The sequence below is a fragment of the Campylobacter cuniculorum DSM 23162 = LMG 24588 genome (genome assembly GCF_002104335.1).
Lineage (GTDB): Bacteria > Campylobacterota > Campylobacteria > Campylobacterales > Campylobacteraceae > Campylobacter_D > Campylobacter_D cuniculorum.
Genome location: NZ_CP020867.1, coordinates 1,186,834 through 1,199,460 on the forward strand (window position 1 = coordinate 1,186,834; position 12,627 = coordinate 1,199,460).

General features: G+C 32.4%; 10 protein-coding genes. All 10 read right to left on the bottom strand.

Annotation, left to right across the window (positions count from 1 at the left end):
• Positions 1–2 precede the first annotated feature (2 nt).
• On the bottom strand, positions 3–1,784 hold the full coding sequence (locus tag CCUN_RS05935) for an aminopeptidase P family protein (protein ID WP_027305714.1): 1,782 nt from the start codon (positions 1,782–1,784) through the stop codon (positions 3–5).
• A gap of 1 nt (position 1,785) precedes the next feature.
• Positions 1,786–3,243: a peptide MFS transporter gene (locus CCUN_RS05940; RefSeq protein ID WP_084483677.1), complete on the bottom strand. Its 1,458-nt coding sequence runs from the start codon at positions 3,241–3,243 to the stop codon at positions 1,786–1,788.
• 199 nt (positions 3,244–3,442) lie between these two features.
• Positions 3,443–3,988, bottom strand: coding sequence for a hypothetical protein (locus CCUN_RS05945; protein ID WP_027305712.1), 546 nt, complete (start codon positions 3,986–3,988; stop codon positions 3,443–3,445).
• Positions 3,981–5,132, bottom strand: coding sequence for a hypothetical protein (locus CCUN_RS05950; protein ID WP_027305711.1), 1,152 nt, complete (start codon positions 5,130–5,132; stop codon positions 3,981–3,983). Before CCUN_RS05950 ends, CCUN_RS05945 begins: the two co-directional genes overlap by 8 nt.
• Positions 5,122–5,997, bottom strand: coding sequence for a GTPase Era (gene era / locus CCUN_RS05955; protein ID WP_027305710.1), 876 nt, complete (start codon positions 5,995–5,997; stop codon positions 5,122–5,124). Before era ends, CCUN_RS05950 begins: the two co-directional genes overlap by 11 nt.
• On the bottom strand, positions 5,994–7,313 hold the full coding sequence (hslU, locus tag CCUN_RS05960; protein ID WP_027305709.1) for an ATP-dependent protease ATPase subunit HslU: 1,320 nt from the start codon (positions 7,311–7,313) through the stop codon (positions 5,994–5,996). The genes era and hslU overlap by 4 nt, the downstream gene beginning before the upstream one ends.
• Complete coding sequence (gene hslV, locus CCUN_RS05965) at positions 7,310–7,852, bottom strand: ATP-dependent protease subunit HslV (protein WP_027305708.1); 543 nt, start codon at positions 7,850–7,852, stop codon at positions 7,310–7,312. The genes hslU and hslV overlap by 4 nt, the downstream gene beginning before the upstream one ends.
• Positions 7,852–8,295: a 50S ribosomal protein L9 gene (gene rplI, locus CCUN_RS05970; protein WP_027305707.1), complete on the bottom strand. Its 444-nt coding sequence runs from the start codon at positions 8,293–8,295 to the stop codon at positions 7,852–7,854. Before rplI ends, hslV begins: the two co-directional genes overlap by 1 nt.
• A 17-nt stretch (positions 8,296–8,312) precedes the next feature.
• A complete protein-coding gene (locus tag CCUN_RS05975) occupies positions 8,313–9,533 on the bottom strand; it encodes an argininosuccinate synthase (RefSeq protein WP_027305706.1) in 1,221 nt (406 codons plus the stop codon).
• 411 nt (positions 9,534–9,944) lie between these two features.
• Entirely contained in the window at positions 9,945–12,599 is a 2,655-nt protein-coding gene (locus tag CCUN_RS10170) for an autotransporter family protein (RefSeq protein WP_051521704.1), read from the bottom strand.
• Positions 12,600–12,627 lie beyond the last annotated feature (28 nt).

Consider the following 12,627-nt stretch of genomic DNA (forward strand, 5'->3'; position numbering starts at 1 on the left):
ATTTACAAAGCCTTGGTTCTTAATTTAAGCCATTTTAAAGCTTTACCCTTAAGTTTTGGAGCAAGTTTTTCATAGACTTTTTGATGATAGGCATTCAACCAAGCTTTTTCTTCACAATTGAGTAAAGTTGTATCAATGCATTTTGGTTCAAAAGGACAAAGAGTAAGAATTTCAAAGCGTAAAAATGTGCCAAATTCCTTTTCCTTAGGATTTGTGAATTTCACATTTAAAGCAAGATTTTCAAGCCTAATTCCCCAAAGTTTTTTTCTATAAATTCCGGGTTCTATAGAAGTAAGCATTCCTTCTTTTGCCTTATTGTTAGGATTTAAAGGGTTAAAATAAGATATGCTTTGAGGGGCTTCATGGACATTTAAAAAATACCCCACTCCATGCCCTGTGCCATGTGCATAATCCAAGCATTCACTCCACAAAATTTTTCTCGCAAGACTATCAAGCAAAGACATAGAGATATTTTGCGGAAAAATAGCACAAGCAAGTTGGATGTGAGCCTTTAAAACAAGAGTATAATCCCTTTTTTGTCTCTCATTTATCACACCTATAGGCACGACACGCGTGATATCGGTTGTTCCGTTTTTGTATTGAGCTCCTGAGTCTATGAGTAAAAGACCATTGCCTTTGATTTGAGCACATTTTTTTTCATCGGCTCTGTAATGCACGAAGGCTCCATTTTGATTAAATCCCGCGATGGTTGCGAAACTATTGCTGATATAAAAGGGGCTTTGAGCCCTAAATTCTGTGATTTTTATATCAAGCTCTGCTTCATTGATTGATTGTTTGTTTTCTAAGCTTTCTTCAAACCAAGCAAAAAAACGACACAAAGCAAGTCCATCCTCTATCATTGCTTCTTTGATGTGATGAATTTCTTTAGAATTTTTACACGCTTTTAAAAGAGTGCTAGGATTGATTTTATCAATGATTTTAACGCTTGAATTTAAATAACTCATCGTTAAAGCTGTAGTCTTTGAAGTTTGAATCAATAGGCTTGTATTTTGAAGTTTTTTAAGCTCATTTGCGAGTTTTTCAGGCTTCTCAATGAAAATTCCATCTTTTTTAAGTTTTTCTTGAAGTTTTAAAGCAATTTTATTTTCATCAACGAAGAATAAAATTTTATCCTCAAAGATGAGCAAATGGCTTAAAAATACGGGATTATAATCCACATCTTTGCCCCTTAAATTTGTAATCCAAGCAATATCATCAAGGCTTGAAATGAGATGAATGTCTGCTTTAAATGTGGCCATTTTTTGACGTACGAATTTGATTTTTTGTTTTCTTGTATAAGAACAAAATTTTGCTTCATGTTCGTAAATTTTAGCCTTTGGTAAATGTGGTCTTTCTTCCCAAATTACAGAAACTAAGTCTTTGTGTAAAATTTGAGCCTTGCAATTTTTATCTAATTCTTGTTTTAATCCAAAAGGCAAAACTGAAAAATCTGTCGCCAAAATCGTCTTTTCATCGCAATTTTGCTCAAGCCATTGACAAAGGCTATGATTTGTATCTTGTTTTTGCAATACAATCATACTTCCTAAAAGTTCTTTTTTAGCTTGAAGATAATACCGACCATCAGTGAATAAAAACGCCAAATTTTGAGTTATAATCAAGGTTCCAGCCGAGCCGGTAAAACCACTTACAAAGGCTCGGGTTTGATAAAAATCGCTTAAATATTCCGATAAATGAGGATCTGAAGTTAAAATCATATAAATATCGATTTTATTTTCAAGCATAAGTTTGCGTAATTGTGCAATTCTTTCTTGATAAATATTCATTTTATCCCTTTTTTAGCATTTTGTGAATAGGTTTTTTGATTAAAAATAAAATTATACTTAATATAAATAAACTCCACATACATTGCTCAAATAAATTTGGTAAAGAATTGATTTGTTTTATATCCACATGTCCTCCCATAAGTCCAGCTATCACATTGCCCAAAGCAGTTGCTACAAACCAAAGCCCCATAACTTGATTCTTGATTAAATTTGGAGCGATTTTTGTCATAATAGAAAGTCCCACAGGAGAAAGACAAAGCTCACCCATAGTCAAAAACCACATGCTTGAAATAATCCACAGCATAGACACAGAATGTTCATTATTTGCTAAAGCATTTTTTGCTGCAAACATCATAATCATAAAAGATATACCCGCTCCTAAAACTCCTAAAGCAAATTTAGTGATAGAAGAAATTTCTAAATTATGCTTCGCAAGAAAAATCCAAATCAAAGCAACAAGAGGAGCAAAAATGATTATAAATAAAGGATTTAAAGATTGAAACCAAACGGCAGGAATTTCATAATCAAAAATCTTTCTATCTGTAAAATCAAGTGCGAAAAGATTAAAAGAAGTTGGTTGTTGCTCAAAAGTGCTCCAAAAGAAAGCTGCTGCAAAAAATAAAATCATAAAGACGATTAAATTCTTTTTTTCTAAAGGGGTTAAGGAGCTAAAAAAGAATAAATATAAAAAATAAATTCCCGTAAAAGCTAAAATCACAAAAAACATTTTTTTAGATAAAGAGACGGGATTTAAGTCAAATGCCCCTCCACATTTGGATAGAATATAAGCTAAGAGAATTAAAATAATGATAAAGGCAAGAGAGCTAAAAAAGATGAATTTAATGTTTTTATTCTTTGTTTGAGGTTTATCCCAGCTTTGTTCTAAGCCTATTTTATCGTCGTATTCTTTTAAGTCGGCTATGGTTTTAAAATAAAATATCAATACCGCTAAAAGCATACCCAAACCTCCCGCACCAAAACCAAAATGCCAACCATATGAAACTTGCAAAAAACCACAAATCAAAGGGGCAAAAAAGGCTCCGATATTAACGCCCATATAAAAGATAGTAAAGCCGGAATCTCTTCTTACATCATCTTGTTTATAAAGCATACCCACTATAACAGAGGCACAAGGTTTAAAAAGCCCTGTTCCTATAACGATTAAAATCAAACCCACAAAAAACATGAAAGAAACAAAATAGGACAAAGCTATAGACAAATGCCCTAAGGCTATGATGATAGAGCCTAGTAAAATCGCGTTCTTTTGTCCTAAATAATTATCAGCAAACCATCCTCCGGGCAAGGTTACAAGATACAAACAACCTCCAAAAATTCCTACAATTGCTGCGGCATTTTCTCTTTCAATCCCGAGTCCTCCAGCATTGATGGCTGCTGCCATAAAAAGCACAAGTAAGGGACGAATCCCATAAAAAGAAAATCTTTCCCAAACTTCAAGCATAGACAAACTGAATAAAGGTTTTGGGTGTCCTAAAAAGGCTTTGTCTAAATTTTTCGTATCCAAAATAAACCCCTTGTGATTGAGTAGAATTTTAATTTATTATAGATTAATTTCCTTAAAGACATATATAAATTATTTATATATCAATATTATAAGAATATATTTTGTTACTATGTGTTACATTTATTATAATAAATAGCTATCTCAATCTGTATAAAGAAAGATTAATCTTAAGATTCAATTTTAAGCCTATTGTTTTGAGCTCAATGCAATGAAATTGATAATTTAAATTTTCTAAATCCTGTATCAATTTAAGCAAAGATTTAAATTCACCTTCAAATTCTAAAAATAAATGATATTTATTAAAATCCTTTTCTTCCTTGTAAGAATCTTGCAATTTTTTGACATTAAGTCCATATTTTTGAGCCAATGATTCAAGTTCGCTAAGGTGATTTTCAATGTTTTGATTAAAAATTTTCATTTTATTTTCATAAAAATTAAGTTTTTCTTTTTGAGTTTGAAGCTCTTTTTCTAATGTGATTTTATCCTTTTGCAAAATAAAATTTTGCTCTCTTTTTTCTAATAATTCTTGCTCATCAAGGCTGATAATTTCATCAAAAAAGCTTTTTAAAAATCCCTCATAGGTTTTAAATCCTAAAAAAATTCCCAAAAGTGCTAAAAAAGATAAAAATAAAATCTTCTCTCTCAAACTCAAATTTTCTAAAAACAATACGATTTTATCCATTGTCATAACCTAAAATCAAATGATAATTACTCTCATCTTTTTGAAGTATCTTAAATCGGGTTTGATTTTCAAAAAAATTTAAAGCCTTGTCTAAATTTTCTTTGTCATTAAAAATCAGTTTTAATTCCTTATTTTCAAGACCTAAAAATGAAATTTTAATGGAATTTTGATTGAGAATTTCAATCATTTCAACAAGGATTAAAATTCTATTTTTATCCGGATAAAAATTTTGACTTAAGTTCTGCAAAAATTCTTCATTTTTTTGAAGTGTCATTGAATTTTCTTTAAAAGTGGCATTAAGTTTTTCAAGTTCTTCATTTAAAAGTTTTGTTTTTAAATCAAGCTCTAAAAGCTCATTTGTCAAATTTTCATTGCTTTGTTTTGTATTGATATTTTGCTTATATTGAGGATAACTTGAAAGTGTTAAAAAAAATAAAGTTGCTAGATAAAAAGCTAAAAAAGAAATGAGAGATTTGATATAAAATTTCATTTGACTTTTTTCTTTTTTAATGAAATTTGCATTTGAATCAAGGTATTTATGACTGAATATACTTAAATTTTCCAAAGCATTTTCTGGGATTAAATTTTCAAGCTTAATATGAGTTTTAAGGGTTTTTTGACTTAAAAATTCTCCAAAACCAAATGCATCACAAAAACTAATAAGAATCTCGCTTTGATTGTATTTGAAAAGCTCGAAAACTCTGCCTTGCTCGAAGAGAATTTGTGAGAATAAATCTTTTCTTTGCGATTCATTTTTTTCTAAAATATCCTTAAGGGAAAATTGAGGGATATTTTTGACGCCATTTAATTTCCCTTTTTTATAAAAGCATAAAAAAGTGAAATTTTCATCAAAAACTAAGACAGCAAAATTTTCTTGTTCAATGAATTTTTCATAAAATAAGGCTTGAAAAATCAAAGGTTGAGGGTAAGAAAATGAATTTTTATTTAAATTTTTAATATGCGTTAAAAAGATATAATATTTTTCTTGATTTTTTAAAAAACTCATTTGATAGTCAAATATAGGGCTTAAACCAAGTTCCATAGTCGCTTGTTTAAATAAAAAATCATTTTGAAATTCTCCTTCTTTTTGAAGATAAAAAGTCTTATCAAAAGAGACAAAATGGTTTTGTATTTTATTCTTCATAGTTGAGAAGTTTTTTTAAAAAAATTTCATCTTTTTGCCAATTTTTCTTTACTTGCACAAAGAGTTTAAGAAGTGTTTTTTTTTGAGCGAATTTGGAGATTTTAATCCTCGCGGCTTTTCCTATCCTTTTAAGAGTGAGCCCGTTTTTTCCTATCAACATTGCTTTATGCGAATTTGTATCTGTGATGATTGAAGCTTCTAGGATTAAAAGTTCGCTTGTTTCTTTGAATTGAGATATTAAAACTTCACTTGAATAAGGCAATTCATCACTTAAATTTTCAAAAAGGACTTCTAAAATAAAATCTTTAAAAAGCTCTTTTTGGCTGCTTGTCGTAAGAAATTGCGGGTCAAAAAAGTATGCGTGTTCGGGCAGGTGTTTCACAAGCTCATCTAAAAGTATGTTTTTATAAATTCTTTTTTTACAAGAATACGGGATGATGGCTTTAAAATTTTCACTCAATGCAGAATATTCTTCAAGTTTTTTAAACAAAATTGCATCATCACTTAAATCAATCTTATTAAGAATGATAATATGGGGCACCTTAGGATTTAAACTTAAAAAATCTTTATAATCTTTAAGCGTATCAAAAACACTTGCAATAAATAATATCACATCACAATCGCCTATGGATTGAATCGCACTTTGTATCAGCATTTGATTAAAAAGTTTAGTGCTTTGATGCAATCCGGGGGTATCTGTGAAGATGATTTGATGATTTTTATGCATAACTATGGCTTTGATTTTGCGTCTTGTAGCATTTTGTTTGTGAGAAACAAGAGCGATTTTTTCTTCAAGTAAAGAATTAATCAAACTGCTTTTTCCCGCATTACTCCTGCCTATGACGCTCACAAAGCCTGATTTCACAAAATATACCTCGCAAGGTCTTTATTTTCAACAATTTGGCTAAGTTTTTCTTCAACCATTTTTTTATCCACGATGAATTTCTCTCCCGCATATTCATTGGCTTCAAAACTTAAATCTTCTAAAAGTTTTTCAATCACGGTATGGAGGCGTCTAGCCCCTATATCTTGCATTTCTTCATTGGCTCTGCTTGCAATCTTTGCAATCTCTCTAATCGCCTCATCTTCAAATTCAAGCGTTAAATTTTCAGTTTTTAAAAGCTCAATGTATTGCTTAAGAAGAGAATTTTTAGGACGCGTAAGAATTTCATAAAGAATTTTATCATCAAGACTATCAAGCTCAACTCTTAGGGGAAAACGTCCTTGAAGTTCTGGGATTAAATCGCTTGGTTTGCTTAAATGAAAAGCCCCTGCCGCAATAAAAAGAATATGGTCTGTTTTTAAAAGCCCTATTTTAGTTTGCACATTACTTCCCTCGACAATAGGAAGCAAATCCCTTTGCACCCCTTCTTTGCTCGGATCTTGACGATTTGAATTCCCGCTTGAAACGGCTATTTTATCAATCTCATCGATAAAAATAATCCCTTCATTTTCAGCTCGTTTCAAGGCTTCATTTTTAATGCCTTCTTGGTCAAGTATTTTTTCACTCGCTTCATTTTTCAAAGCCTCTTTGGCATCTTTAATCTTCATTTCTTTTTTAACTTTTTTACTTCCTACACCAATCACCTTAACTATATCTTGCATTGCACCCATTTCAGGCGGTAAATTAGGATTTGTATCAAACATATTTTGAGAAATTTCAATTTCAATGATACTCTCATCCAAATCCTTATTTTTAAGTTTAGTTCGCATTTTTTCAAGGCTATTTTTATATTCTTCTTGTTTTTCTTCACTCACTCCTTTTGGTAAAGGGGGCAAGAGTTTTTCTAAAATTTTATTCTCAACAAATTCATCAATCTTTTCGCGATTTTTTTCTTTTTGCTCATTTTTAACTAAATTTAAGGCTGCATTTGCAAGGTCTCTTACCATACTCTCAACATCGCGTCCTACAAAACCCACTTCAGTATATTTACTCGCTTCAATCTTAATAAAAGGAAAACCCATCATTTTAGCAAGTCTTCTTGCAATTTCTGTTTTTCCAACTCCGGTTGAGCCTATCATCAAGATATTTTTAGGCATAATATCATCTTGAAGTTCGGGAGAAAGCTTCATCCTCCGATAGCGATTTCTTAAAGCAATGGCTATGAGTTTTTTAGCATTTTTCTGTCCGATAATATAATCATCTAAAAATTTAACGATTTCTTTAGGAGTGAGATTCATTTTGTATCCTCTATGCTATAAATTTTTATATTTGTATTTGTGTAAATGCAAATTTCACCAGCAATTTGAAGGCTTGAACGCACAAGTTCTTCTTCATCAAGTTCTGTATGTTTTGCTAAAGCTCTTGCCGCTGAAAGTGCGTAATTTCCTCCACTTCCAATCGCAGCTATGCTTCCATCTTCGGGCTCAACCACATCTCCGGTGCCAGAGAGCAAAAAAATATGATTTCTATCCAGCACAAGCATCATAGCTTCAAGTTTCCTTAAAAATTTATCTTTCCTCCACTCCTTAGAAAAATCAATCGCAGCCTTAAGCAAATCGCCCTTAGAGCTTTGAAGGAGATTTTCAAACATATCAAAAAGATTGAAAGCGTCTGCTGTGCTTCCTGCAAAACCTGCTAAAACTTTTCCATTATTGAGTTTGCGAATTTTCACAGCATTAGCTTTTAAAATGGTATTTCCAAAACTCACTTGTCCATCTCCACCGATGACGGATTTGTTTTTGCCTTTATAAGCGAGTATAGTCGTTGCGTGAAACATTACAAAGCCTTTATATTGATTTTAAATTGAGCGTGAATGGCATGTCCTAATTTAACACTCACTTCATAAAATCCAAGTTTTTTAAACGTTTCACATTCTAAACTTTTTTTATCAAGCTCTATATTTTTTTGTTCTTTTAAGGCATGAGCGATTTCATCCTTAGTTACCCCACCAAAAAGAGCCCCATTAGCACCCACAGGCTTTGAAATTTCAAGAGTAATTTTGGCTAATTCTTCTTTGAGTTTTTCTAAATTTGCAAGTTCAAAACGCAAATTTTCTGCTTGCTTTTTTTTATCGCTTTCAAATTTTCTTAAAACTTCAGTTGTAGCAGATTTAGCAAAACCTTTTGCGATTAAAAAATTTTGCCCATAGCCATCTTTAACCTCTTTAACCTCCCCTGCTTTTCCTAAATTTTTAACATCTTTAACCAATAATACTTTCATTTATTTTTCCTCAAAGATTAAAATTTTCTCCCATTTTTTCCCGCAATAATCAAACGCAAAGCATTGAGCTTAATAAAACCCGCCGCGTCTTTTTGATTATACACTTCATCCTCTTCAAAAGTAGAATAAGCTGCATTAAACAAGCTGTCTTTAGCACTTTCCCTGCCTATAACGCTGACATTTCCTTTATAGAGTTCGAGTTTGACCTTACCATTGACATATTTTTGAGACTCGTCGATTAAAGCTTGAAGCATAATTCTTTCAGGCGAAAACCAAAAGCCATTATAAATGAGCTTTGCGTATTTTGGCATGAGTTCATCTTTAAGATGAGTGGCTTCTTTATCAAGTGTTATGCTTTCTATGGCACGATGAGCCTTTAAAAGTATAGTTCCGCCCGGCGTTTCATAACAACCTCTGCTCTTCATGCCCACAAAACGATTCTCAACAATATCAAGCCTTCCAATGCCGTGTTTTGCACCAAGTTCATTGAGTTTTTCTAAAAGTTTTGAAGCAGAAAGTTTTTTGTCATTGATTTTAATCAAATCCCCCTTTTGAAATTCTAAAGTGATAATCTCACTTTCATCCGGAGCATTTTTAGGGCTTTTTGTCCATCTCCACATATCCTCTTCAGGTGGATTTGCAGGATTTTCCAAAACAAGCCCCTCATAAGAAATATGCAATAAATTCGCATCCATAGAATAAGGAGATTTCCCCTTTTTCTTAGAAATATCGATTTTGTGTTTTTTTGCGTAAGCTAAGAGTTTTTCGCGACTATTTAGGTCCCATTCTCTCCACGGAGCAATGATTTTTAAATCCGGATTAAACGCTAAATATCCTAATTCAAAACGCACTTGGTCATTGCCTTTTCCCGTTGCTCCGTGGCTTACTGCGTCTGCACCGGTTTGGATTGCGATTTGAGCTTGTGTTTTTGCTATGAGAGGTCTTGCTATGCTTGTTCCAAGCAAATATTCTCCCTCATAAATCGCATTAGCTCTAAACATAGGAAAAACATAATCCCTAACAAATTCCTCCCTCAAATCCTTAATAAAAATGTTTTCTTCTTTAATGCCAAGAGACAAAGCCTTTTTTTTAGCACTTTCAAGCTCTTCACCTTGTCCTATATCCGCAGTGAAAGTCAGCACTTCGCATTTATATTCATCTTGAAGCCATTTTAAAATAATGCTTGTATCAAGCCCTCCTGAATAAGCTAAAACAACCTTTTTGATTTGATTTTTCATTATAAATGTTTTCCTTTGTGAAAATTAATAATCTTAAATTGTATCTAAAATTCATTAAAACAAAATTTTAAAAAATATTTTTAACCATAAATTTTTAAAAAAGACAAAAAATATTTTATTGTTTAAAATTTCAAAGAAAAAAAACTCAATGTAAAAATAAAAAGCTAAAAATTTAACAAAATCAACCATTAAAAAACAAAATTTCTTTTTTTGATTGCATTTTATAAATTTAAAATCAAATGAATTGAATGAAAGATAAACATCATTTAAAAATTTGAAAAATAATGCAAAAAATTTAAAGTCTTAAAATTGAGAAAAAAGTTAAATTTTATAAAAAATTCTAAGGAGAGTTTTTAAATAAACTCCCCTTTTTTAGAGAATTCCTACAAGGATTTATTAGGTTTGGACAGATTAAAATTTATATTTAAATCCTAATTGTCCTGTTGCATAGGTTTCATTTTTGCTATCGACTTTACCCGCTAAAATTTGTTTCACACCTAAGCCTATATTAGCACTAAATTGTTTGCTTAAGTTGAAATTTCCACCGATGATGACTTGACCATAAGTTTTATTTTTGTCTGCACCATCAACACTTGGTAGAGCAATTCCTGCTAAAGCAGCTTCAAAATCGCCTCCGTTATTAAGAACATATTGTTCAACCTTAGGAGTAATGAAGAAATAAGATTCTTCGTTGAAATATTTTCTAAATTCAGCACCTAAGTCAAGAGAAAGGGTATTGTTAGTTGAGCTATCGATATTAAGACCTGCTGCACCACTTTCTTTATAATCTGGTGTAAGAGTAAGATAGTAGTTTGCTCCTACAAAAGGTTTAACGATAAAAGTGTCTTCTTGAAAGCCAAAGCTTCTACCGATATTTGCACTAAGTCCAAAAGATTTTCTTGTAAAATCTGAATCATAATTTCCTAGCACATCCCATCTGCTTTGGTCAGTTGGAGAAACTTGTCCATAGGCTTTAAGATTAAGTTCCCACAAAGGTGCCACTTGTATAGATGAGTAAAGACCTAATTGAAAATTATTGCTTTCTTGAGAAAGTGAGTTGTCTTTGATTTCAGCATAGGCATAAGTAAAGTATCCGCCGATAAGCACATTATCTGTTGCTTGTTTATCAAAGCCCAAACTCAAACCATAAAGACCTCCTGTATCTCCATCGATGATATTAGCTCCACCAAATACATTAGCCCAAATTCCATTGCTGTAGCTATCCACATAATTTGCTCCCATATCACTTGCTACGGCTGCAAATTTAAGCTCACTCATCTTAGAAGCATAAGAGCCATAAGGATTGTTAAGCATTGCAATTCTTGAACCTATAGCAACATCATTAGCAGTATTAATCACAGAATTGACCGTAGAAACAGCTGAATTTGTATTTGCGATACTTTTTGCACTTTCGCGAAATTCATTAGCAAGTGTATTTCCTAAATTTTCAAGTTTGATTCGAGCTATCGCATCTAAAGTGGCTCCATTGTCGTATGTGCCTATTTTATTGCCGTCTTTATCTAAAATATCGCCTTGTCTTGCTACATTTCCCACATCTTGTGTGTGAAGGTCAGCATTATTATAAGTCTGTCCTGCATTATTTGTTCTTTGTCGTAAGGACATTTCAAGTCCGTCTAAATATCTTGCAACGATGGCTTGATTTCCTCTTTGGATATTGCCTATATTTTGAACGAAAACATCATTTCTTGTATATTTTAATGCAGCTTTATCAACGCCTGCAGCATTATTTTTACTCAAAGCCTCATAAGCAGCTCTATCAGCTAATAAAGTAACTTCAAATGGGGTATTTCTACCATTAACGACACGATTTTCTGTATATTTTCCCGCAGTGATATTCGCAAGAGCAGCTCTTTGTGCTTGTATGGCTTTAGCAGCTTTTTCAACCTCATTCATCTTGGCTTCATCTGTTTTAGTGAGATCAAATTCTATCTTGTTATCATCTGCAAAACTTTTAAGCAACCCGGTATTACCAGCATCATTAATATATCTGTCTAAAGTGCCTTGTATGATTGCAACTAGATTTTTACTATCAAGTGCATTTGTGCTTGCCCCACCGCTAATTCTTAATTGAGTCGCAGCTTTAACAGGGTCTTTGGTTTCATTAGTATTAAGAGTATATTCTACTAAATTTCCTAAATCAACCACATTTGAAAAATTTTTATTGACATAGTCTGCAAAACTAACTCTATCGCCTTCTTTAACTCCGCCTGTAGCACCTTTTCCTGCTACACCGCTTAGAGTGTTAAGATTGACATTATCAGTGATATAAGTCCTATCATCAACTTGTAATTTCGCACCCACTACATTAGCAGTATCAAGTCCTGTAACTTGAAGCGTGAAAGGAACACCTTTTTCATCTTGTCCTGTAACATTAACAAGCACAGCATTGTTAAAGCTTTGAATGGACTTTGAACTCAAAAGCACAGAACCTGTAGCAAGAGTGCCTAAATTCGCATTGCCTTTAACCTGTATGGCACTAAGTCTATCGGCATTAAAAGCAAGTTTTGTATTTGCAAGAGCAAGAGCTCCATTAACATTGATAGAACCACCATCAACGATGAGTGTGCCTCCGCTTAAGCTTGTGTTTCCATTAAACACGCTTGAACCTGAAGTAGCTCTAAAATTTATGCCTGTGGCTTTAATCGCATCAGCAGAAGCCTCTGTGCTTGTTAGAGTGAAATTATTAAGCGTATCGGCTCCTGTTGTGCTAAGAGTTAATTTCTTTTCTCCTGCATCGATAGAAATCTTTTCATCTTTTGCATTGAAATTTTTAAACTTAGTTGTGCCTTTTTCATCAAAAAGACTTGTTTCCTCTGTTGGTGCTTTGGTATCATCATCGTCCCAACCTTGAGTGCTGATATTGCCTAGAGCTATATCATAGTCCGTGCCTTTATAGCTGAAGCTATTGCCCTTTTTTTCAAAATTTTCTTTTATAGTTGCATTGCTATCAACATTTTTAGCAGCATATAAATTTGAAGCACTAAGGGCTAAACTCATTCCTAGCAAAACTTTGCAAGTTGTAGAAGAAAGTTTTGTTTTAATCATAATTTGAAACTCCTTTTAAAAAATTTTT

What these genes read in the sequence shown, in the direction of transcription:
- CCUN_RS05935 (WP_027305714.1), bottom strand. Translation starts at nt 1,784, where the DNA reads ATGAATATTTATCAAGAAAGAATTGCACAATTACGCAAACTTATGCTT.
- CCUN_RS05940 (WP_084483677.1), bottom strand. Translation starts at nt 3,243, where the DNA reads ATGCTTGAAGTTTGGGAAAGATTTTCTTTTTATGGGATTCGTCCCTTA.
- CCUN_RS05945 (WP_027305712.1), bottom strand. Translation starts at nt 3,988, where the DNA reads ATGGATAAAATCGTATTGTTTTTAGAAAATTTGAGTTTGAGAGAGAAG.
- CCUN_RS05950 (WP_027305711.1), bottom strand. Translation starts at nt 5,132, where the DNA reads ATGAAGAATAAAATACAAAACCATTTTGTCTCTTTTGATAAGACTTTT.
- hslU (WP_027305709.1), bottom strand. Translation starts at nt 7,313, where the DNA reads ATGAATCTCACTCCTAAAGAAATCGTTAAATTTTTAGATGATTATATT.
- hslV (WP_027305708.1), bottom strand. Translation starts at nt 7,852, where the DNA reads ATGTTTCACGCAACGACTATACTCGCTTATAAAGGCAAAAACAAATCC.
- rplI (WP_027305707.1), bottom strand. Translation starts at nt 8,295, where the DNA reads ATGAAAGTATTATTGGTTAAAGATGTTAAAAATTTAGGAAAAGCAGGG.
- CCUN_RS05975 (WP_027305706.1), bottom strand. Translation starts at nt 9,533, where the DNA reads ATGAAAAATCAAATCAAAAAGGTTGTTTTAGCTTATTCAGGAGGGCTT.
- CCUN_RS10170 (WP_051521704.1), bottom strand. Translation starts at nt 12,599, where the DNA reads ATGATTAAAACAAAACTTTCTTCTACAACTTGCAAAGTTTTGCTAGGA.